24 protein-coding genes are annotated in these 23,097 nt (G+C 55.2%); 1 reads left to right on the top strand and 23 read right to left on the bottom strand.

The window, feature by feature from the left end:
* Positions 1-171: 171 nt before the first annotated feature.
* From JE47_RS0103690 to JE47_RS0103610, 17 genes are all read right to left on the bottom strand, one after another.
* Complete coding sequence (locus tag JE47_RS0103690; protein ID WP_028459400.1) at positions 172-609, bottom strand: hypothetical protein; 438 nt, start codon at positions 607-609, stop codon at positions 172-174.
* 37 nt (positions 610-646) lie between these two features.
* Complete coding sequence (locus JE47_RS0103685; protein ID WP_031458448.1) at positions 647-937, bottom strand: hypothetical protein; 291 nt, start codon at positions 935-937, stop codon at positions 647-649.
* Positions 938-963: 26 nt separating this feature from the next.
* Positions 964-1,881: a (bacterio)chlorophyll synthase gene (gene bchG, locus JE47_RS0103680; protein ID WP_031458447.1), complete on the bottom strand. Its 918-nt coding sequence runs from the start codon at positions 1,879-1,881 to the stop codon at positions 964-966.
* Positions 1,882-1,940: 59 nt separating this feature from the next.
* A complete protein-coding gene (gene bchU, locus JE47_RS0103675; RefSeq protein ID WP_031458446.1) occupies positions 1,941-3,005 on the bottom strand; it encodes a bacteriochlorophyllide d C-20 methyltransferase BchU in 1,065 nt (354 codons plus the stop codon).
* Between the two features lie 31 nt (positions 3,006-3,036).
* A complete protein-coding gene (locus tag JE47_RS0103670) occupies positions 3,037-3,537 on the bottom strand; it encodes a hypothetical protein (RefSeq protein ID WP_031458445.1) in 501 nt (166 codons plus the stop codon).
* Positions 3,538-3,570: 33 nt separating this feature from the next.
* On the bottom strand, positions 3,571-4,284 hold the full coding sequence (locus tag JE47_RS0103665) for an esterase/lipase family protein (RefSeq protein WP_031458444.1): 714 nt from the start codon (positions 4,282-4,284) through the stop codon (positions 3,571-3,573).
* An 11-nt stretch (positions 4,285-4,295) separates the two neighbouring features.
* The gene (locus JE47_RS0103660) at positions 4,296-4,979 is read right to left on the bottom strand and encodes a lipase family alpha/beta hydrolase (RefSeq protein WP_031458443.1); all 684 of its coding nucleotides are present in this window, start codon (positions 4,977-4,979) and stop codon (positions 4,296-4,298) included.
* A 3-nt stretch (positions 4,980-4,982) separates the two neighbouring features.
* On the bottom strand, positions 4,983-5,690 hold the full coding sequence (locus tag JE47_RS0103655; RefSeq protein WP_031458442.1) for a hypothetical protein: 708 nt from the start codon (positions 5,688-5,690) through the stop codon (positions 4,983-4,985).
* Between the two features lie 15 nt (positions 5,691-5,705).
* Complete coding sequence (locus JE47_RS0103650) at positions 5,706-6,587, bottom strand: hypothetical protein (protein ID WP_031458441.1); 882 nt, start codon at positions 6,585-6,587, stop codon at positions 5,706-5,708.
* Between the two features lie 12 nt (positions 6,588-6,599).
* Positions 6,600-7,607, bottom strand: a complete 1,008-nt coding sequence (locus JE47_RS0103645; protein ID WP_031458440.1) for an alpha/beta fold hydrolase — start codon at positions 7,605-7,607, stop codon at positions 6,600-6,602.
* A gap of 14 nt (positions 7,608-7,621) precedes the next feature.
* Positions 7,622-8,725, bottom strand: coding sequence for an ArsA family ATPase (locus JE47_RS0103640; RefSeq protein ID WP_031458439.1), 1,104 nt, complete (start codon positions 8,723-8,725; stop codon positions 7,622-7,624).
* 69 nt (positions 8,726-8,794) lie between these two features.
* Positions 8,795-10,018, bottom strand: coding sequence for an ArsA family ATPase (locus tag JE47_RS0103635; protein WP_031458438.1), 1,224 nt, complete (start codon positions 10,016-10,018; stop codon positions 8,795-8,797).
* A gap of 44 nt (positions 10,019-10,062) precedes the next feature.
* Positions 10,063-11,412, bottom strand: a complete 1,350-nt coding sequence (locus JE47_RS0103630) for a hypothetical protein (RefSeq protein ID WP_031458437.1) — start codon at positions 11,410-11,412, stop codon at positions 10,063-10,065.
* Between the two features lie 42 nt (positions 11,413-11,454).
* Positions 11,455-12,534, bottom strand: coding sequence for a hypothetical protein (locus JE47_RS0103625; RefSeq protein WP_031458436.1), 1,080 nt, complete (start codon positions 12,532-12,534; stop codon positions 11,455-11,457).
* Positions 12,535-12,594: 60 nt separating this feature from the next.
* Entirely contained in the window at positions 12,595-12,834 is a 240-nt protein-coding gene (locus JE47_RS0103620; RefSeq protein WP_028459413.1) for a bacteriochlorophyll c-binding family protein, read from the bottom strand.
* A gap of 83 nt (positions 12,835-12,917) precedes the next feature.
* Positions 12,918-14,117, bottom strand: a complete 1,200-nt coding sequence (locus tag JE47_RS0103615; RefSeq protein ID WP_028459414.1) for an ArsA family ATPase — start codon at positions 14,115-14,117, stop codon at positions 12,918-12,920.
* A 483-nt stretch (positions 14,118-14,600) separates the two neighbouring features.
* Positions 14,601-15,479, bottom strand: coding sequence for a hypothetical protein (locus JE47_RS0103610; protein ID WP_031458435.1), 879 nt, complete (start codon positions 15,477-15,479; stop codon positions 14,601-14,603).
* 83 nt (positions 15,480-15,562) lie between these two features.
* On the opposite strand from JE47_RS0103610, the gene JE47_RS0103605 reads away from it, so the two are divergent.
* Entirely contained in the window at positions 15,563-15,946 is a 384-nt protein-coding gene (locus JE47_RS0103605; protein WP_031458434.1) for a globin, read from the top strand.
* 256 nt (positions 15,947-16,202) lie between these two features.
* Here JE47_RS0103605 and jag read toward each other — a convergent pair whose 3' ends face one another.
* The 6 genes from jag to JE47_RS0103575 form a co-directional block, all read right to left on the bottom strand.
* Entirely contained in the window at positions 16,203-16,871 is a 669-nt protein-coding gene (jag, locus tag JE47_RS0103600; RefSeq protein WP_031458433.1) for an RNA-binding cell elongation regulator Jag/EloR, read from the bottom strand.
* A gap of 47 nt (positions 16,872-16,918) precedes the next feature.
* Positions 16,919-17,863 carry a YidC/Oxa1 family membrane protein insertase gene (locus tag JE47_RS0103595; protein WP_031458432.1) on the bottom strand — a complete coding sequence of 315 codons (945 nt, stop codon included), beginning with the start codon at positions 17,861-17,863 and terminating at the stop codon, positions 16,919-16,921.
* Positions 17,860-18,267: a ribonuclease P protein component gene (rnpA, locus tag JE47_RS0103590; protein ID WP_031458431.1), complete on the bottom strand. Its 408-nt coding sequence runs from the start codon at positions 18,265-18,267 to the stop codon at positions 17,860-17,862. The genes JE47_RS0103595 and rnpA overlap by 4 nt, the downstream gene beginning before the upstream one ends.
* Positions 18,268-18,359: 92 nt before the next feature.
* Positions 18,360-18,533 carry a 50S ribosomal protein L34 gene (gene rpmH / locus JE47_RS0103585; protein WP_012256029.1) on the bottom strand — a complete coding sequence of 58 codons (174 nt, stop codon included), beginning with the start codon at positions 18,531-18,533 and terminating at the stop codon, positions 18,360-18,362.
* 261 nt (positions 18,534-18,794) lie between these two features.
* On the bottom strand, positions 18,795-20,336 hold the full coding sequence (locus tag JE47_RS22470) for a S1 RNA-binding domain-containing protein (protein ID WP_031458430.1): 1,542 nt from the start codon (positions 20,334-20,336) through the stop codon (positions 18,795-18,797).
* Positions 20,337-20,418: 82 nt separating this feature from the next.
* Positions 20,419-22,509: a putative cobaltochelatase gene (locus JE47_RS0103575; RefSeq protein WP_031458429.1), complete on the bottom strand. Its 2,091-nt coding sequence runs from the start codon at positions 22,507-22,509 to the stop codon at positions 20,419-20,421.
* Positions 22,510-23,097 lie beyond the last annotated feature (588 nt).

Genomic DNA, 23,097 nt, shown 5'->3' with positions numbered 1-23,097 from the left:
AAGGCATCACCACATGCCTCTCTCTTTACAGAATACCACGGTCTGACCGCCGGTTGACTGCACATTCAGGCACAACTTGCCGCTCTGTCAGGTAGAGAGACAAACGCAGAGGCATAGGATGGGTAGCCAACCACATCCCACACCTCTGCGTAGACCGACAACCTTAACCGATCACGGTGCCGGTGGTGTCTTGGGTGGAGTTTCGACCCACTCATCAACCTTTGCCGCACCCTGCTCGACGGCATCAGCAGCGCGGCTGGCTGCTCGGCTGAAGCTCGTTCCCAACTCTTCGGCAGCACGGGCCAGGCGCTCGGTGAACGAACGCACCTGCTCACCTACGCGCTGTGGGCTGGGCAGCGTGATCTGGGGTGGGTCGGCGGCAAAGATGTCATCAACCACCCGCTCCGAAACATTCGCTAGCTCCTTCGGAAAAGCGACAACGGCCATTGCTACTTCTGCCATAGCCCGGCGTACTCGCCGACGCGAATTACGGGGGAGCAGCACTAACGGTACCGAGGCAACAGTTAGGCCGATCCGGGTAGCACCACCGACGAAGCTAGCCGCCATCTCAAATAGCCCATCACGCTCAGTCGTCGTTTCATTGCTCATACTCGTCTCCTCCTTTGCTCACAACGAGCAATCAGCGTTACTTTGTCTCAGTCTTCGGCTCTTCGCCCTCGGCTGCCCACTTCTCGATGCTCTTCCCGGCGATCTCGGCAAAATCGCGGGGTAGCGAAGCGAATGCGTACATCAACTCCTTGGTCGCGTTGCGCATGTGCTGGCGCGACTCTGGAGGCAGCAGGGCCAGCGGTAGCGTAAAGACCGCGAAACCAAGCCGAGCAATCCCGCCACCAAACTCCATTGCCGATTCAACGAAGCTATCGCTGCGTCGTACTGGAACGCTGCGTACCCGCACCTCACCTTCGGTCTCCGTCATAGTTACACCTCCTTAAATGGTAACGGTCAGCCAAAATAGCCGCCTACGAGTAAACCTGAGATGATCTGGATTAAGGCCACAAATGGATTTGAGGCCAGGAGATAGCGCACATAATTCTGCTGGGTTGGTTCCTGGTAGAGCTTTATCTGATTATAGATCGGCGCAACCAGTGCCAGCAGCATAAATGCTGCTACCCAATACTGTCCCCATATCAGTGCCAGAACAAGGAGCATGGCCTCGAAGCCATTAATGGTCAGGTATGCCACAATCAGGGTACGTTTGACCCCAATCGCTACAGTTAGTGATTGTAATCCCAGCTTGCGATCACCCTCAACACTCTTAATGTCGTTGAGGAAAAGTAAACCGGCTGCCAGACCACCGTTGATTAATGCGACTAGCACACTCTGCCAGGTCAATAGCGCAAAGATCAGATGCCCCGCTAACCAGCTCATACTCACGTAGCCTAAGCCGACCGCTGGTGGTCCCAGCCAGAAATGCTTCTTTAGCTTAATCGGGGGCATGCTGTAAATAACCGACAGTATAATCCCGAGCAGGGCGAGCAGGACGATCAACGGCCTACCGAACACAAATGAGACCAGTATTGTCGCTGTGCCGAGTACAATCCAGTTCCAGCGTGCTTCTGCCAGCGAGACGATACCTGCCGGGATTGGTCGTTGCGGATCATTGATTGCATCAAGCTCACGGTCAAAGTAGTCGTTGATACTCTGGCTAAAACCGGTACCGAGTGGGCCGGTCATCAATGCGCCGAGCAACATCAGCCACCAGTGATCCGGTCTTGTCCAATCAAACCCTCGCTGAACCCCTGATGCCAGTGCTCCACAGAAACAGACCAGCACAGGTGAAATCCAGGTCACCGGATCGGCCAGTTCAATATGCGCCCGGATTTTTCGGCTGAGCGAGACACGTTGTTCAGTCGAAATCATAGTTGTTTACCGCATTGCCGGGCAGAAGCTGCACCGGTCTCAAGACAACAGCCGCTCTCTTATGGCTTCACCGCCTGATACAACACGTGATCATACCCTTCATCAAGTGTCACATCGGTAAATCCGATCTGATGCAGCAGATCGGGGTACACGCGGTGATCTTTGAATTCGAGTACCGAAAAGCTCATCCCGATCGCGCAGAGATAGTGAGTTAAATAGTCGTAGTTGGGATGTTCAGGATCGCTAATCACCATGTCTAGAATCAACACCCGACCACCGCTTGGCAGGGCATCGTATGCCTTTTTCAGCAACATCGCGCAGAACTGAGCGTTCATCGGATAGAGGATGCGCGAGAAGAGGACAGCATCGCCCTGAGGGTATGGTTCACGATACATGTCGACTGCGACCGGTGTAATCCGATCACTTAGTCCTTTGGCGGCAACATTTTCACGCACCAGGTCAAGTGCGCTTGGCAGATTGATCAGGGTCACCTTGAGCTGAGGGAAGGCCTGGCACAGTGCTGCTGCAATATCGCCGATCCCCCCACCAACATCAACCAGAGTCTGCACATCGGCAAGCCGTGCTCGCTTAACCAACAGCTCGGTGAAGAGCTGGATGTTCGAGCGGTGCAACGTCTCGTAGAACAGACTATCTTCGCGGGTGCGTGGTGGGTGAGGAACGATACTGGTGAAATCGACTTTTCCCCGTACCACATCGGCGAGCCGCAGATAGTAGTTTTCAATCAGATCGGCAATGTAATCAACGAATGGTACCATCGTCATATTTCGATGACGCTCCGGATTGGCAAAGAACTGGTCGGCGAAGGGGGTCAGTTGCCACAAATCACCATCCCGTTTTACTAGGCCAACCTGTTCGAGCGTGATAAGGAACTTTTCCAGCCGCTGTGGTACCGTCTGTGTTACAGTTGCCAGATCAGCCAGGGTACGTGACGCGGCAGCCAGGAGATCGAATAGCCCCAAATCCTTGGCTGCTTTGATCACGAAGAAATCAACCGTTCCCTTAAAAACCATGTCGTAGGCCCGGTTAGTTGCCGCAAACAGCTCGTGTTGTTCGAGTGCTACGGCGTCTGGCATCATTGACTCAACCGATGGTACAGTCGTCATGCAATCCCCCTCAGGCGCAGATGCGCGGTCGCTACGAGATAACCGAAGCCGAATCTTCTGTGCGTACTGCCAGCCGGTTTAGTAATGGCTGGAAAAAGATTGGAATAAAGCTGAACCACCAACTGATGTAACCAAGCCAGGCGAAGATGCGGTGTAGCCGTTGCTGATACGGATGGTTCTTCATCGTGGTTCCCCAACGATGACCGGTAATCATGGCTCCTACCATACCGATTGTTGGCAGTGGACCGGTAATCATAAAATAGATTTTCAGCCAGCGGGGTTGGTGTTGTCCCCCAAACCGTTCTTCGCGGAACAGGCGACCAATCCCGACTAGCGCAACCATCAGGTTCATCAACCAATCGAGCGCATGGGCCAGGTTGGCCAGCCGGGTACGAAGTGCGGCACGTTCTGGTTGATGATCGTTGACTTCCTGCCGACATAAGTAGAGTACTGCGGTATAACACGCGAGTGATACTCCCGACACGGCTGCCATTGCGTACAGTATGAATCGCTCAAAGTTCGATGATTTCATGCAATTTGTATTATAGTACAAATCAGCGATATTTCAAACAACAACCGGTGATGATCCGACCAATACGCGCTGCCAATTTTTTAACCCTTCAGGATCACCGTACCACGGTCGTCCGTGGAGCGATGAGTGGTACAGGCCAGGTACAGCCAGATATTCAGCGCCGGGTAATGCGGCACAGGTCAGGGTAGTAATACCGTCGCCCCAAGCTTGAGCACCAGATGGCCCATCGATCATGACATAACTGTTGTAGGCCATTCGTTCGATCCAGCGCCCGTTGCGATTCGCCTGAATGCTACGCCCGATAATAGAGGTGTAGCGGATATGGTCGTAGTATGCTCCTGGATAGTGTTGATTCGTAAACCCCACTGTCTGCCTTGTCCAGAATTCCTTGCTATGATGCGGTGTACCGAGCATGACCAGGTGATGGACAAAGCGATGACCACCGTATATCTCACCTTTATATGGGTGATCGCCGAGATACATTCGAGCTACCGTACCACCTACGCTGTGGGCCAGAATTGTCACGCTGTTTGCTCCAGTCTCTTGGAGCGCCTGAGCGACGGTGGCGCGCAAGATGCGCAACACTGGCCGAAAATCCCAGTCGCGCGTTAATGCCCAGCGCAGGCGTCCGATTGGGGTGATGAAGACTTGAAAATCGAACGGTGGCCGAGAAAGAACCTGGGCCAAGGTTTTGTAATCATCAGGACTGGTCAGGTAACCGCCAATAATAACCAGTGGACGAGTCATACGTGCTCTCACTAGGCGTCGAACCAGAGTGGCACTACATCACGAGCACCGTACCAGGTTGACGGTGCGTTGTACGGTGCGTGACGGGCACCCTCAAGAATCAAGTTGTCCGCTCCAGCCAGATAACATGCCGCCGTCGGAACAATTCCATCGCCGATGAGATTTCCATCACCAAATGAGACCTCATAGGAACGGTAGGCAATCATCTCTTCTGGTGAGCCGAACCGGCGACCACGCACGCTCCGACCGGCAACTGCGCGATACTTGATATGCGGAAAGGCCGCACCGGGATACCGCGCTTCCAGCCAGTCGGCAAATTGCTTGACCCATATTTCCGAGGTGGCATGGGCTGTTCCCAGCGTTGTCAGACTCGCCACGACCTTGTGACCGGCATAGCGAACACCCTGATACGGTTCATCGGCCAGGTACGCTCGGGCAATTCGCCCACCGGCACTATGCCCGATGAGATCAATTTTATCTGCACCAGTTTCATGTAATGCAATTTGTACTGTGGCTGCCAGGGTATCGAGAGCCGGACCAAAATTAGGATCGCGCAGTGCCAGCCAGTCTAGCCGACTGAAGTTGACAACGTACACGATACGATTGTACGGCGGTGCGGCTAGTATCCGCGCCATTCCTAAGTAATCGGCGGGTGACGATAGCCACCCGCCCATAATAACAACCGGACGAGGCATAGGTCACTCTTTGTCTTCAGAGCGTTCAGGTTCGTTTGTAGCTGCCGATTTGTTGTTCCCATTCCCGTTGTCGGCAACTACTTTGATTCGACGGATGGTGCTATTCTGCGGCTTTGCCGGCTCACCGGGGAGTGCATTGATAACGGCATTGCACAGATCACCACCGATACGTAGCAATTCTTCGGTCTGGAAACGAATCCAGTGGCCGTAGAAGTTAAAGACCTTCTCGGTTGTAGTGCGTACTTCACGAGTAAAGGCTTCTAGACCCTGTGGTGGAAGAGCGCCTCGTGCATACGCACGCAGCAGATAGCCGATAGGTTGGACATCCGTCAGCGGCTCATCACCAGCCTGGCTCCGTCGTAACGGCGTTGATGGTGTTGACTCTTCGGAAGCCGATGGCTGATACGCAGGCGGAGTGTAGTTGCGCGGCGTGTACGATGGCGTGTACGATGGTGTAAACGACGCACTTCCAGGCGTATACGAGCGTGGTGGTGGAGTATAGGTTGCCCGTCCTGATGATGTCGATGTGGATTCATCGGCATAGCGTACCGGTTCATCATAGGTCAGGCCCAAGAAGCGCTGAAGCCAAATAGGCATCCAGCCCGGCCCAGCCGCTTGTCTGTAGCGGGGATCCTCTTCAGTAAGCCCAAACCACCGACGTACAAAACCGGGTAACCAACTAACAGTGTCATTTTCATCAAAGCGATTCATACCTGCTCCTCTCTATCAAGAGCCAAAGGCAAAGAGCCGACGACGTTGGGGGACATACGGTGCAAAGCAGAAATTAATGATCCGCTCTAGATCATCGTTTGGATAACGACGATCAAGGGTTGCAATTGAGTCAAGAACGTACATCAATTGCTCAACCGGTGTTTCTGGTTTACAACGCACTAATTTTTTGATCAGATGTCGGCGCAGTTCCAGACTATAGCGCAGCGACGTGGTTGCCAGACGGGCCAACAGTTGATCGCGCACATCCACATTTTTGGTTAGTCGGTCAAGCCAGCGTGCCAATCCAAGCCGTTCACTGCGGTCAAGGTAATAGTTGACCAGATCGACCAGCCCAACGACTGATGTCACGCTGATCACTTCTGCCCATCGTTTAGGAAAAGAGAGACGGTTAAAGGCTGACAACGATTCGAGTTGTTCGATCAATTGGCAAGCAGAGTGGTATGGCTCTCGTTCAAAGCTACGACGCAGACCAGCTTCCCGCTCGGCCAGCATTGCCACCGCTTCGCGCACGACACCGTCGCTATCATCGTAGCCACCGTGGTATAGGTGCATCTCGTGTGCCAGTTCGTGCAGGGCAATACCCACGCTGCCATCTTCGTCCCAGCGGCCAAGCATCACCACCGACCCAGAACGGGGTGAAAAGCTACCACTATCACCCCAGGTTGTGTCCCGAACAGTATCAACCGCTTCAAATGTCAGGCGCTCGGCGAGGACGGTCGGAGGGATGTCGGGCCACATCTTGGTTGCCAGGCGTCGGACCTTTCCGGCCAGCCGACGCGGACGGTAGGTATACTGACCAACCGTTAGGGGGCGGTCATCAGCCCGCTCCATATCAATCATCAATTGTTGACCGCCGGAACGAAGCAACAACTGCATAGACGATCCTCCCTAGCGAACACCTTTCAAGAAGAGGCGCATGATCTGAATGACCTGCTCTGGTAGTTCAAACAAGATCAGGTGACCACATTTTGGTATTTCCAGAAACGAGCCATTCGGCGTGAGAGCAACCAATTTTCGTCCATCAGCCGGACGCATAATCGGGTCGTTAGCCCCAGCCACCAGGAGGAGGGGCTGGCGAATCATCTTGGCCTGTTCGGCTACAGCCGCCAGAATCTCTGGGCGTGACAATTCAGAGGCCGACACTCGGACAGCCGCCGGATCGCAATAGCGAAGCCCAAGCGTTCCAAGTCGAATATCGCCAACTGATGGCGTATGCTGTGCCATCACCAGTCGGGCGTATATGAAGGGCAACCACCACAGGTTGCGGCGTTCGATAGGGCGTAATACCCGATTAAACACCGTATCGAGCAAGCGGGGGACGAACGCCGAAGCCAGCTTGTTGTACGGTAACAGACTAAAGTTAAAGAAGAGCAATGAGCGCACCAGTTCAGGATGATTGGCGGCGACGTGCAAACCGACGAACGCGCCGAGCGAGAAGGCAGCTAGATGCACTGAGCCGAGATTCAGCTTCCGGATCAGCATTTCCAGATCGGTGCTAAAGCCGGCAACTGTATAATTCTGGCGCGGATCACTGTCAGAAAAGCCATGCCCTTTCAGATCGTAGCTGATCACACGATAGCCAGCCTGGGCCAGCGGATCAACGACATGGTGCCACCAGAACGATGAGCAATCCCAACCGTGGATCAATACCAACGGTTCGCCATCGGTGGGGCCAACATCTTGATAATGATGCACCACACCGTTCAGCTCAATGAAGCGAGCACGTGCTAACAAGGCTCGTTCACCTTCAAGACGGCGTCGCTCGCGTGTGCTGAGCTTACCGGCAAGGCGTGTGGCTACTTCGTTGGCATACGCAACGTACTTTGCCGTTGGTGGCGCATCGATTGGTCGCGCCGGTGGTCGCTCAAACGGGATCGGTTGGGCAAGCACTGACATACGCGCCCCCTTCGCTATTCTACCCACAGCCGCAGCACTTCTCCTTCAACTCTGGCTCGCAGTCGACCACCGTCAACCAGGCCAGGCAACAGTACGTGACGCCGCAACTGACCAAGCTGAACAACGACCTCTTCATTCGCAACGGCAATATCGAGGGATTTGGCGTCGAGGAACGGAATAAGAAGCCGCATATCACGATCACTACTTTGTGGACGCGGTGGCTCACTCATAAAGATGTCACCATCACGGTAGAGTGCTGCACCACGTAATGCCCATGCGTCGCGGTCAGTTGCTGTTGTATCAATCTGACCAATCCGCAGCAGTGGTCGTGCGCGACTCGTCTCGTGGCTGAACTCGTGGCGACTCGCGTCATCAACCTGATCCGGCGTTCCGTTGACGATCACCTCATCGCTGGCAAGTCCATAAAGACCGAATGCAGTCAATGCTGAGCGGAGTGGTGGCAGACGGAGTTCTGGTGGTAAGACAACCATGCGTACACGTGCACCGCTCTCGGTCTCAAGCCGTGCGCGTTGCGCTTCCAACTCAATCCGCAGCTCTTGCAGGGGCGCAGTAGCACTTGGCGCCAGAATGGCGGCTGGAATCATTGCCTGTTCTTGCGAAGCACGCGATTTTCCCGGTCCGCGATCAAGCCCGAAGATCAGACGGACTGCCCATCGCAACACATCAGGTAGCGTCAAGGCCCGCAGGAGGGAATCCGGTGACGGACCATCGAGAATCAGTAGATCAAACCGGCCTGATTGACGGGCGCGCTCGGCGACTAGCATTGCTGCCACTGCATCAATACCAGGGAAAGCGGGCAACTCATCAGGGCCAAGATCGCGCAAGCGGGAAACCAACCCACTGCGCAACGAAGGTCGCACCTGCTCCCAGCAGCGTGCTACTTCTTCGTGAGGATGAATCTCCATTGCTGCCAGATTTGGTTCCAGTTCGAGTGGGCGTGAACCAAGGCTCTGATGAAGCAGATGGCCGATCAGATGTCCTGGCCCGCTCGAGGCTAGCAGGGTGCGATAGCCGCGTCGCGCAGCATGACATGCCGTCGCCAGCGCTGCCGCGCTTTGTTGGAGTTGATGATGAGCAGTAAAGATCAGTGTGCGCATGGAGAGTGCTCGCAACCGGTGCTAGAAGCAGCCGGTATAGTCAACGGGATTGTTCCAACGAAATAGCGATCATGCCGCTTCGACTTGTTGTTTACTGGTCGTGCGTTCAACCGGTACCTCGTAAAAGGCCAGACGTAGGATACCATCTTCATACCGATGGTCACCAAGCGTGCAATCGTACAATACGCGCGGTAAGGCAATGGTGCGTTCGAGTCGGCCAACGGTAATCGTCAAATCTGGGCCAATATGGCTTACCTCGATTGTCTCGCCGGGGTCAAGGAACGGCAAGCGTAGACAGAGATCATATTGACCTGGTTCACCATCATCACTCCATTGTTCGAGCCAAATGGGGCGCTCATCGTACAGCAATGCGCCGGGATCAACTTCACCGAAGGTCAGACGTCCGATATGCAGCAATGCCTCGACTCCAATCGGTTCACCACCTTGCAGTACGGTACGGAAGATTGGTGTGGGCGCAAAGCTGGCTTCAATCTCAGCCAGATATTGTTGCTGGAGGTTCACCCAATAGTCAAAATACGGACCAAGATCGGTACGATGAGGTAAAATCTTATTTACCAGCACTGCATCTAATTGCAGGCCATATAGACTGAGAAAGGTATACGCCCGTCGTGTCTCAAGCAGCGGCAAACGTTCTGGATTGAGCACTAACCGCACCGATACATCTGAACTAACCAGAAAATTGGCCAGTTGCTCCATCCGTTCGAGCAGCTTCCCGACCTCTTCAAAGAAGCGATCATCGGGCAAATCACGGCGGAAAGGCCGCGCTACATTAGCGATCCCCCGGTACACCCGGAAGAGGCGCTTTCCTGCCTCACCGCCGATAATCATTTCGGGGTATGCCAGCAGACGTAACGTATTCCCAGTTGGTGCCGTGTCGAGTACGATAGCATCCCAGCGCCCGCTCTGGGCTTCGTCCATAACCCGCTGCAAGGCCAGGATTTCATCGAGTCCTGGTTGATTGGCCAGCTCAGCGGCTGTTGACCGTTCGATCCCACGCGCAGAGTAGGTTGCAGTGACAAACTGTTGGAAGCCGCCCAGGTTTTGACGCCACTCATAAATAGTATCTACCTCAAGGCCGTAAAGATGAGGTGCGAGCGGTGTCGGTCGATCACGGCTGATCGCAATCCCCATCACATCGGCCAGAGAGTGGGCCGGATCACTTGACAACACCAACGTTCGGCGACCGGCACTGGCAAGCATTACTGCTGTTGCCGCCGAGAGTGTTGTCTTACCAGTACCACCTTTACCGGAGTAGATAATGACGCGCGTCATATTCCCTCATGTGCCTGCAATATCGCTTTTCCCCCCAACCCCGTTTACGAATCGACCGAATCGGTGGTCGTACCATTGTGCGATTCGGACGTCGCACCACTGCCACTCACTGCGGTCGGACGGTCGGCCCGACTCACCACGATCCGACGTACCGGTGTTGACGTTCCATTTTCAGCGGCCGGTGGCTCTGCCCGACGAATGCTAATCGCACGTCGTACCGGTTGTGCATCGTTAGGAGCAGGCGGAGTTTCAGGCGCCGATGGTTGCGGCGCCGAACCATCGGCGCCAGGTACGGGTGCCGATGCCGATTGACGCACGGCTGCTCGTACTGCGATACGGCGCTGGGTTGGTTCCTGGGCTGGCTGTTGTTCGGTTGGCTCAGCGAAGCGTACTGCTGCCCGTACAACCGGACCAACGGGGGCCAGCGGTCCACCTTCAGCTTCCTGGCGGGCAGCAGCGTAGTACAGGCCACGCATTGCATTACGTCGCACGCGGGGGTCTTGCATATTATTGAGCAGTTCAGTAGCCCCGCTCAGAATCTCGCTAGCGCGCCGCATGCCACGAGCCAGGCCACGCGGTACTTCAAGCATCAAGCGCAGCGATCGGCTAACTTCATACATATTGGGCTGTTCAGGTAGGGTGGGCAATGGGCCAACCGACGCTGTCGGTGCAGGAGAAGCCGATGCAGGAGCACCGCGCTGACGCTCGTAGGCTGCAATCAGATTACCGGGCGAAACCGGTTTTGTCTCTTCTTCCTCAGCTTTTGAACCAAACTTCCACCACCGCTTTTTCTTAGGCTGTGCGGGTTCAGGTTCAGGTGGAGGCGGCGGAGCCGGCTCGCTGGAAAGGAAAAACGGTGGTAACGGCTTACGCTCAACGGCGGGAAATTCTGCTTCAAATGCTTTTACCAACTCTTCACCACTGAGGCCTGCCAGCACCTGATCGCCAACCCAGGCCACCATCTTTGCCAGCACGTCAACGTCTTCGACCGGCATGTAATCAAGCGTATTAACAATCACTCGTTCTGGTTGACCGGCATCCTGCACTTCACCGAGTGCAACTCGACGTTTGCGCGGCGGTGTTGCCGGTATTCGTAGGGCAAGACTCACGCGCCCGTGCCAGGGATCCCAGGTCTCGGCGCGTACTACATCCACATCGCTCCATGGAAAGCCATCAACGGTATCGTTAAAAAAGCCACGTGCCCACAAGATCAATCGCCGATCTGTCAAGGCAACAAAATCGGCGAGGGCAAGGCCGCCGATACGACGCCGTTGTTCATCAAGGAGTGTACCGTCGAACAGTGCTAGCAGGATTTCGCCCTCTTCGAGCAATCCACGCTGCTTCATCTCTTCGACGCTTGCCATACTAACATTGACACCGAGAAATGGGCTCATACCTGCTCCTTGGGCGGTTGCAGCCGCCGGTGATACCAATACTTACGTCGTACGATCTTGATTGGCGTCTCCCGATCCACTCAACGCTGCCAGTGGTGTACGTTGCACCGGAGCAGTCCGGCGGCGGAGTGGGATGTCACGCCGATCAGAAACGTTCATTGCTGTGCTTGGCGAGGTTGATTGCGTTGTCGGTGCTTCACGAGCTGCTGGCGAACGTCGACGCAACGGAATCTCGTGATAGCGATGGGGCGTCGGTTCTGGTTCAGGTGGTGGTGAATCGGCTGAAGCCGACGACGTTGGTTGAGGTACCCCCTGACGATTCAAAAACGCCAGCGCAATCTGTTGAGCAGCAGGATTATTTGCAACAGTCTGAACTAAATCATTAACAGCACGAATAGCTTCTGTCAATTCTCGAATACTTGCCGGGCTTAAATCAAAGGGTAAATCGGCTTCGCGAAGGGTGCGACGTAACGTATCCCATGCCGAGCGGGCCAGACGACCGGCAGTAAAAATTTGATTTGGTGGCAGGCTGGCCGGGTCAACGATAAATGGGGCATTCGGCGTTGCTGGAGTACGCGATGCACCACCGGGCCAGCGGTACGGTGTCTCATCGGGGCGTAATGCATCTTCCGAACCATAAATGACAGCGCCGAGGGCTGTCAATACATCGGGGGCTGCCTGACGAGCATCAATTCCGGCAGCCAACGCCGCCCGAGCTGTTTCGGTGGCAGTGCGCAACAAAATCATCAGCGCCGGTACATAAGCCTGAGGAACCAGAGTCAGCGTAAAGACCTGTTCTTCAGCATCAGGGGCACTGAAACCGAGTGTCACTTCGCCGTGGATCGGATCAATCCCGCGCCCATCGATGAATGACAGCTCATGCAATGGAAAGGCGTAGCACAGGTGTCGTCCGTAGTCACGTGCCCATAGAATGACACGCAGATCGGTAATCAGACAATAATCGTGCAACGTCGGCCCACTGAGCCGCTGTCCCTGCTGGTCGAGAAGCACACCATCAACCGCGACCAGTACTTGCTCGCCGGGATCGAGCACGTCAAGGCGCGTTATCTCGTCAAGATGAGCCGGTACGGTTGTATGACTGTAGTAAAGCAGGTTAATCATAACGCTCCAACGGGATCGGCGTGAAGCGGCGGTATGCACGCTTCACGCCTGCCCACCAACCTAGCGGTTGAAGCGCGAGCGGATGCGCTTCGGACGGAAGCCGTTGCTCGAGCTGCTGAACGCTCCCTCGCCCGAGCCACTCCGGGATACGCCCGGGTAAGCATTGCGGTTGATGTTGTCAACCGCGGCTGCGGTGGCCTGTAGCGCATTCGAGACCCATTGCCAGTGGCCCTGGAACATAATGTCGCCGATTTGCGCCACTTGGGCCGACGACTCCGAGAACCAGCCTCTCGTCGCCATGCACACACCTCCTTAATCAAACGAACCTCATTATTTAGGTCATCGGAGGCAAGCCTCCGAGGAACCCCACACGTCAGACTGCCTCAACGTTGCGCCATCTGTGGCGCCATGAAGGGCACGCTTAACCATTCGCCCTCCATCTCTGCCTGACCGGCTTCAAGGCCGGCCAGACTGGTCGGCAGTGTAATCACCCGCCGAAAGTCACCGATCTGCACCACCAATTCATCACCGTTCTGATACAGATCGAGCTGTGACACATCGGCAAAGGGCAATCGAATCTTCACGCGGTAATATTTATCACCTACTTTACTGATTTCCAGCGGCGCCCGGTCGTAGAGCACAGCGGTTGGATCCATATCACCGTAGATGTCATCACCCATCTGGCGTAGCTTTTCCAATCCGACCACCTCTTCGGGATAATACGGTACCCGTCGGATAGGTAATGGCACAAACGAGTGTTCAACATCTTGCAAATAGCGCTGCTGAATGTCACGCCAGTGGTTCAGATAGCCGCTATCTTGGTCGAGCGGCAGAATCTTGTTGACAACGACCATGTCTACGGTCATACCGTACATTGATAGATAGGTCAACGCACGCTGGCTCTCTTTAATCACCATCTTTTCCGGGTTCATTACCAGCCGGATCGACGTCTCGCGTGGATTAGCCAGGGTTGCCGTCACCCCTTCCATCTGCCGGAACATCTCATCAACCGCGTCGTACACTTCGGGTGGCGCAACCATCTTGTTGAGGCCAGGGGTGATCTTGCTCATCGGACGAATCAACGGCTTGATCACGTAGCGCTCAGCGCCACGTAGCATATTGATTGCCCATTTGAACGTCTCGGGCGCTGACAGTAGGCGCAGCGTTTCGCCGGTGGGAGCACAATCGATAACGAGCAAATCGTAATCGCCGCGCTCTTTGTGCTTCTTAATCCGAATGAGGGGGAAGGCCTCTTCCATTCCGGGCAGGACGCTCATTTCGTCGGCCAGGATGCCCTGCACGCCCTGCTCGGCCATTAACTGTGCGAAATGCTCACGCACGATACCCCAGTTGCTCTCGATGTCGTGATAAATGCTCACTTCAAGCGCATCGAGATTGTTGGTAATACGGACTGGTTCAGGGCCAAGAGGCCCTTCGAGATCGAGTGAGTCGGCCAGAGAGTGGGCCGGATCGGTGCTCATGACCAATGTCTTTAAGCCACGATCCGCAGCCCGGAGGGCTGTTGCTGCTGCGACGCTTGTTTTGCCAACGCCGCCTTTTCCGGTAAAGATTAGAGTGCGCATCAGGGCCTTTCCAGGAGCTACTGCTCGGCTGTCATCGATTGCCGCCAGGGCGGCACCAGAGGTCTATAATCGACTACCACCTGAAGTTTTTGCTTAAAAGCCAAAACCTCCTGCGTTCCGTTGATTTTGGCCTGTAACGCAATAGTAGCACGAATATCCGCAAGTGTCAACAAATTTTTCTCATATGCACCAATTCAAGTTCGCGGTGTGAAGCCATATTGATGATAGGTAACACCCGTTTTTGTCTTTGTTCACGCCCTGAATTCAAATAGGCTCCTGCAATATAATAACAGCTCTTTCATCTGCTGTGAAGCTGCTTTCCAGCATGGTTCATGGTATGATTTGCAACAAACGCAAAATATAGCCCGATCCTACCTGGCACACCTGCCGTGTAGCAGTCACGATTGCCGGTGTTCTATCACGTCAGCCAGATCACGGATGGCAAAAATTATATCCTGTTGCTTGATGTGATGTACGCTGATATTATACCAACTCTGCGGCTACTTTGGTGAGAGCTTTGAATAGATCATGCTGATCTATCTTTGTTGACCAGGGCAGCACTTGCCAGATTTCATCGTGGATCACGGTTGCCCCTGGTTCAAGCTGGTAAAGTGGTGCCAGGGTCTCAAGCTCGGTGCAGCCACGGTCGTAGTACACTTCAAGGTTGCAGTTCCGATCAGGATAGCGACCGTGCGGATGATAGACTGCCTGTTTTATAAACATCGTCTCTTGATGGAGGTAAGCCAGCCAACCGGCAGCACTATGTGTGCCTATTTTGGCTGGTGGTCCTATCTGTGACGTGTCGATCAGGATATAATCGTTGCCGAAGGAAAGACGTGAGTCGGGGAGGGGCGTGTAGGGCCAGAACGCGATCTGGCGGTTGGGAAGCAGCGGGTTTGCCGATGGCTGACCATTATGCAGCGGTACGATTGCCTGTCCGCCAGGAGCGAGTTGGGTAATCGCCCATGGCGCCAGTTCAACCGGCCAGAGGCCATGGTTGGTGAGTGTGTGGCGCAAATAGACCCGTGGATGGGTGGGATCAAGCGTGATTGTGATACTCTTAGCAATTCCGCCTGGATCAATAGCACTGCGTAGGATAACGCCATGTTCGATTTGTTCGGCATCAGGACCGTCCAAATCAGGCCAGTAGCTGCGCGGAAAGGCTTCGGGAGCGTGCCAGAGGCGATGACCGCCAAGCAAGGCAAATTCGCCCCACGGCGTTTCCCAACGGGCGTTTGGGGTTTCGGCCAGCAGGTTGGGACCTTCGTCTAGATGGAGGGCAAGGATGCGTGGCCCACCGCTTGCCAGCACACGCAGGTGCAAACGACGAGAGGTGATGGTTACAGTGGAGAGGGGTGTCATAGCATCCTCTGTTTCTGTTTCGCCAACAGCTTCTTTGTCATGGTAGCATAGAAGTGGTGCAAACGAACAGGTAAGGTCAGGCAATGAGCGAACCAACTATTTACGAACAGATTGGCGGCGAAGAGACGTTTCGTCGTATTGTTGATATTTTTTATGCGCGCGTTGAGGCCGATCCGCGGTTACGTCATCTCTTTCCACGTGATCTCGAACCAGGCAAAGAGCACCAACGGCTCTTCCTTATGCAGTACTTTGGGGGGCCACGTACCTATAGCGAACGACGTGGGCATCCGCGCTTGCGTATGCGGCATGCGCCGTTCCCAATTGGGCCGCGTGAACGTGATGCGTGGCTCGAACACATGCTTACTGCCCTCGTTGAGGCTGGCGTGCCCGAACCGGCGCGTTCGGTGATGGAGACGTATTTTCGGCACGCAGCTCAAGCGATGGTGAATCAGATGGAAAACGAGTGATAATTGGAGAGAAGCCCTTCATCGTCTGTAAGGGCATGTCCGAAGACTCGTGGTCACGGCGGCGCAGCGGATGATTTCAGGCGATGGAATAGCAACCGCCGATGGAAGAAGCCTCCCCTGGCGGGGGAGGCTTAGAGGTGGGTGGGGTGTATCAGCTCGTCCTGGCGCTGATCGTGGGTGAGCGACCGCGATCATGTCCAGAGGTGTCGGTGGCTGTCAACGAGTAATCGAGGTGATCAGTATTTCAGGCGCACTCTTACGAATGTTTGGCCGGATAGATCACAATCTTTCGGTTTTCGCCCTCACCTGAACTTTCGGTATAGATTGTCTTATCATTGCGCAGGGCGAGATGGACAATGCGTCGCTCATATGCTGCCATTGGTTCAAGCATGATCGGTCGCCCGGTCTGCCGAACCCGCTCGGCCATACGACGAGCGAGACTCTCCAGTGATTCCTGGCGACGTTGCCGATAATTGCCGACATCGACGACCAGTTGCGGCCATTTCTGTATTCGGCGACTGACGAGGAGATTAAGCAAGAATTGCAATGAGCGGAGCGTTTCGCCGCGTCGCCCGATTAACAACCCCATTGCCTCTTCATCAGCACCTTCGACATGCAGAGTAATGGTCGCTTCAGGTTCGCCTTGTGGCCCAGTCGTGTGCGAAATGACTGCCGTCACGTATGCCTGAATGTCCATGCGTTCGAGAAGATCTTCGAGAATATGCTGGGCAATTTCACTGACTCTTTCAATTGACGGCGTCTCTTCCTCATCTTCAACGACGGTGACGCGCACCAATGCTTCATCACCGTTTTCGCCTGGATCCAGCACCTCAATTGCCACTTCGTCACGGTCGCGACCCAATTGGGCCAGCGCTAGCTCAACAGCTTCGGCGACGGTGCGTGCGCTGATCTCGATGCGCTTCATAGACACCTCTTGATCACTTTGACCGCCATACAGAATGCAATTTCTGATTAACGACGGCGACGTGGATTGGGATGTTGACGTACAGTACGCTGTTCAGTGCTGGCAGAATCGTTCCCTTCTACCGGCGCTTCTATGAGTGGTCGCATCACCGACCAAAAATCAACCTTCGGAGTTTCAGGCTGGGGTTCGGTTGTATTACCGGCAGGCGATGGGGTAAGGGTCAATGACGGGATTGGCCGGTTATCGGGAGGGAGGAAGCGCAGATAGTTGGCAAGTGATCCCCACCCTGACGTAAAGTACTGTTGAATAACGCCTATCACACTGCTAACCACCCAGTACAACACCGCACCGGTAGGGAAGGTAAAAGCGATATAACCGAACACGAACGGCATAATCAACATTGCCTGTGTAAAGGCTTTTTGCTGGGGGTCTTGCACTCGCGGAGTTGCCATCAATTGTTGTACTAACTGCAAGACAATTGAAAGAACCGGCAAAATCAGGTAAGCAAAACCGGCAAATCCATTGGGGCCAAACGCTGGTACACCCAAATCCATACCAAAGAAAGGGGCAGCCAGGATTTGGGCCAGTCGTTCATCTTTGAGCATCTCGGCGGCAGCGGCACTCAAGTTCACACGCTGTTCAGGCACCATCAGGTGGTAGACCGCCTGATACACACCGAAGAAAATCGGTAATTGTAGTAAGAGGGGTAAACATCCCCCGACCGGATTAATTTTATGTTCGCGATACACTCGCAGAGTCTCTTCTTGCAGCCGTTGCGGGTCTTTACCGTACTTGCGCTGAATCTCTTTCAGGATCGGCTGCACCTCTTGCATGCGGCGGCTCGAACGGAGTGAGCTAAGGGTAAGCGGTAAGATGAAAAGACGAGCCGCAATCGTGAAGAGCACAATCCCCAGCGCCATATTTCCCGTCAGTGACGAGAAGAAGAGCAGTAATTGTTCAAGCAATCCAACAAATGCCGACCAGATATTCATTGTGATCCTCGTTCGTGTTGTGGATTTGAAGTATGTGAAGCCGATATTTGTGTTTTGTCTACCGGTGTCGGCAAGAGGCCGGCTTGCCGGAGCAGTGAGACAATATCGTTTTGCAACTGACTAAATGGTGCGTCGATCACCTCTGGTGTGCGCACAGTGAATACAAGATCGTAGCCTGGTGATAATGTGGGCAGAAGAAGGCGAACGGCTTCACGGATACGGCGACGGGCGCGGTTGCGTTGTACAGCACCTCCGATCTGACGACCGACGACGAACCCGCAGCGGAGGGTTTGCCGTCGAGTTGGCGCAACGGAAAGGAAGAGCCAGCGTGATGTGAGCATACGCCCTTCCCGACGCACTCGACGAAAATGTTCGGGGCGGCGCAACCGGTGTGAACGTCGCATACGTGAAATGCAAACGGGTTATCACTGACAGATGGCCTGTTGCCCGTCACGTGCAGCACACCTCTGTTGCTGATAACCCGCTCCATAGTGATTTAGCGGTGTCCGCGGCGTACAGCTCGCCGCTCATCGCTGACGGTCAACTTCCAGCGCCCTTTCAGACGCCGACGACGAAGTACTTCACGACCATCTTTGGTTGCCATACGCGCCCGAAAGCCGTGTTTGCGGCGGCGCGGAATGCGCTTTGGTTGCCATGTTCGCTTCGGCATTGTATCTACTCCTCAGGTGTTGTGCATTTGTACCTAAAAACTAACGCCATTATACTCATCACGACGGATTGATGTCAAACATACCCCCTCCCTTACCCCCTCTCGATTACGGGAGAGGGGGTAAGGTGTACCGCTATGTTCGCAATGCCACGTCATGCACCAGAATATGCTGCCTGCTCTTGCAGGGAGTGGTGCAGGGATCGCGATGTGTGACGAGGGACCCTGCCGACAATGCCGACAGACTATCAGGAAGCACTAGCCCTACTCTTCGTGACCGATTTGCTCAAGCGTTCGGCGGATCACATCGCGTTGGCGTCGGTTCGTTGGACGCTCCATCTCATCTTCGTCATCTTCGTAATCGCGGCGGCGGCGATCTCGGTCACGGTCGCGGTCACGACGACTGCTCGAACCACCGAACTTCATCAGCAGGTCTTCAATCGTGGCATTGCCTTCAAATGTCTCGTCATTATCGTCTTGGCCAATGACGTAGGTATCGGACGTCGATTGTGCTTTTGCTGCACGGCGTTCACGACGCTCGCGGCGCTCGCTGCGTTCACCACGTTCACTGCGCTCACCGCGCTCGCTGCGTTCACCACGTTCACTGCGCTCACCACGCTCACTCCGTTCACGTGCTGCCTGAACTGCGGCAGCGAAGCGCTCTATGTTGCTGCGACTACTGCGTGGAGCTGGAGACTCGGCAGGTGTCTCCGTCGTCTCAGATGGCGATGGTTCCGCGGCAGGTTGCTCTTCTTCAAGTCGCATCGTCAGGCTAATACGCTTGCTCTGTTGATCAATCCCAAGCACCTTAACGGTCACCTTGTCACCGACTTTCACCACATCTTCCACTTTCGCTACGCGATATGGAGCAAGTGCCGAGATATGGACGAGGCCATCGCGCCCGACCCCAATATCAACGAATGCACCAAACGGAGCGATGCCACTGACCGTACCTTCGAGGATCTGACCGGGTTCGAGCTGCTGCATACGTTGGGTGCGTAATGCTCGTCGCAGGCTCAGACTGATGCGAGCGGCCTCGCCATCGATCTCCAGAATCTTGAACTGGTAGCGCTCACCGATCTTTACCGCATCTTCTGGCTTTTCGACCCGACCTTCGGCCAGCTCACTCACGTGGATCAAGCCGTCCTTCCCAACCCCAATGTCGGCAAAAGCACCGAAAGGAGCAAAACCGGTAATCACACCTTCCACCAAGTCACCGACGCGCAACGCAGCCAATTTTTCGCGGTCAATCTCTTGACGGCGTGGCTGCTGGGGTTGAGGCTGGGGCTGGCGCGCACGGCGCGGTGTTTCAGCACGCGCAGGATTGCGCATCGTCAGGCTAATACGACGTGCTTCGGGATCGATACTCTTGACCCACACCTTGACCGTATCACCAATTTGAACTACGTCTGAGGGGGTCTCGATGCGACGGTCGCTCATTTCAGAAATATGCACCAGACCGTCGCGACCAACGCCAACATCGACAAATACTCCGTAAAGTGCAATCGATGTCACTTTCCCCTCCAGCTCCATGCCAGGCTGAAGATCCTTCAGCCGTCGTGGCTTTTGGGGTTGGTCATCACTGACCGGCGTGAAGCTGGCACCGGTCGCTTCTGCATCGGTGGCAGTGCTCTCGCTTGCCGCCGAAGGAGTAGTCGCTTCGGTAACAGCGACCTGCTCTGTCGTTTGTTCCGGAGCAGCCGTGGTGACCTCGGCTGCATCAGCCGCCGGTACACTGGCTACCGCACGAGGTGCAGCGGACAACTCATCCGCGTTCACCTCTTCGTTACGAACCTGATCCGTCATTTCCCACCTTCCTCCTCGCATACTGTTGGTTTGTTATGGCTGGTGTCAGACAAACGCAATGCCTGACACACACCGACGAAGATCATAATTGCATCTGCTGTCGCACGGCCCGTACCAGACCGTCGTCGTGCAGATCTTCTAACCGATAGTACACCCCGCGCAGATGTTCGGCCAATCGACGAGACAGGCCGCGTTCAAAGTGCGGATGCTCGGTATCGATAACGATTGCGTGTATCTGATGGGCCGCGATCATCTCGGCGATCCGATACGCCTCTTGTTGAGGGGGCAGATCGGAAATCGAGACATTGGCCTGACCATCCGTTAAGAGCACCATTAGCGGTACAACTTCTGCATCGCGTCGACGTGCCCGTTCGAGTAGTTCAAACGCGGTCAACATCCCCCGCGAGAGAGGAGTTTTACCTCCGGTAGGCATCGATTGTAAGCGACGCTGGGCAAGCTCAACACTATTTGTCAGGGGTAACAGCACACGGGCGTAATCACGCTGGAAACTGACCAGGCCAACCTGATCGCGACGTTGATACGCATCGCGGAGCAGGGAGAGCACAGCCGCTTTCGTTGCCTGCATCCGTTCTTCGGCTGCCATACTCCAGCTAGCATCGACGACGAAGCAAACCGCATTTCGCGTGCGCCGCACACGAACTTTCTGGCGAAGATCGCTGCGTTTAATAACAATTTTTGGCCGACGGCGATGTGGCATCTCTTCTGAGTGCATCAGCTCGGTACGACGTTTCCGCTGGTAAATAGCCGCTTCACGGAGGGTTGCATCCAGGGCCAGATCAGTAACTCTGGCTGCACGGCGGCTGGTAATGTAACGCCCTTGCTTCCGAGTTGTGCGCGAGCGAGAACGGCGGCCCGGTGCGCGGCGCTGGAGACGATCAGGTGTTGCTTCCAAACGACGCGGCTTGAAGATTTCACCGGCACGGTACTCTTTCCCGCCAGTTTGCTGTTCATTAACCGGCGCTGAAGACTCTGGTAGACCGTTGCTGCCAACCGGTATGTTTGCACTCCCACCACTGTTTTCGTTCCCACCCTCATCGTTGCTTTCACCGACATCAGTCAGGTCAGGGTTTTTTTTTATCTCAGTGGAGACACTGACTTCTTCAGTACGCTTCCCGTACCGATCTAGAATGTTCGCCAACCGCTGTTCATCGAGTTTCACCTCACCAAACGGTTGGCGGCGCATACGGTGCGGCAGCGCCAGCTCGGCGGCCAGGCGGATGTCTTCAGCGGTCAGCGTTTGGCGACCACTCCAGGCCGCATGGGTCCGGGCAGTTTCGAGAATAGTCAGATCGGCGCGGTGGCCATCAACCCCCATTTCGATGCACAAACTGGCAACCACAGCCATATCGGTGCGATCAATCCGTACTTGAGGCAACAGCGCACGGGCGCGGGCAATACGCTGTGCCAACGCCTCTTCAGCAGCCTGCCATTGTTGGATGAAGCCAACCGGATCGGCTTCGTAGGCCATACGTCGCTCGATAACAGCAACCCGATCATTCACATCGGTTAGCCCGACAACCTCGACGGCCAGACCAAAGCGATCAAGGAGTTGTGGTCGCAACTCACCTTCTTCGGGATTCATCGTCCCGACCAGGATAAAGCGGGCCGGATGGGAGACACTCACACCTTCACGCTCAACCGTATTGACCCCCATTGCAGCCGCGTCGAGCAAGAGGTCAACCAGGTGATCGTCGAGTAGGTTCACTTCATCCACGTAGAGTACACCGCGATTGACCTGAGCCAGGAGACCGGGTTCAAAGCGGCGTTGTCCTTCGGTTATCGCGTGTTCGAGATCGAGCGAACCGACCACCCGATCTTCTGAAGCTGACACCGGAAGTTCAACCAGCCGAATCGGGCGTACCATCGTCGGTAGTGGTCCCTGTGCCAGCCGGGCCTGGCAATCGGCGCACAGTGTTGCCGGGGCATCAGGATCGCAACTGTAGGGACAATCGACAACGACCGTAATTGACGGTAAAAGTCGGGTTAAGGCCCGGACTGCGGTTGATTTTGCTGTTCCTTTCTCGCCACGTATCAGTACGCCGCCAATTCGCGAATTGATCGCGTTCAAAATGAGGGCGCGTTTCAAACGCTCTTGACCAACAATAGCCGAGAAAGGATAAACCGGTCGTTGCGGAAAACTTGTGATATTCACGACAACAAAAATCTTCTAGCTCAGCGTGAGCCAGAAGCCATAGCAGCAATGCCGCGTACTGTTATAATGCAGCATGTTATTCATCCGACGGGCGAACCTGACCTACGGCAATGCTCACAGCGAACACGTCTGCTTGCAACGAAGCACCATAGCAATTGTGTCACAAAGCTGCCGAAAAGTCAAATGAGAGGTGCGGGTGCTCCCCCTCAACCCCCGCAAGCGGGAGGTGACGCGCTAGCCGATGGGTGCAAGCCGTTGACCGTACCTGCGGTTCGGAGGCCCGCGCACCCAGGTGACGGTTGGCTCACCGATTATGTCTGTCTGCGCATTGTAGGTAGGGGCGGGTGCTCCCCCTCAACCCTCCGCAAGCGGGGGGGTGGGCTGGCTTAGGTTTCAGCCGTTGACCGCACCTGCGGGCCGGAGGCCCGCGCACCCAGGTGACGGTTGGCTCACCGATTATGTCCGTCTGCGCATTGTAGGTAGGGGCGGGTGCTCCCCCTCAACCCTCCGCAAGCGGGGGGGATGCGCTGGCCGATGGGTGCAAGCCGTTGACCACACCTGCGGGCCGGAGGCCCGCGCACCCAGGTG

It is taken from the genome of Chloroflexus sp. MS-G (assembly GCF_000735195.1).
Lineage (GTDB): Bacteria > Chloroflexota > Chloroflexia > Chloroflexales > Chloroflexaceae > Chloroflexus.
This window is presented reverse-complemented; position numbering and strand designations above follow the sequence as displayed.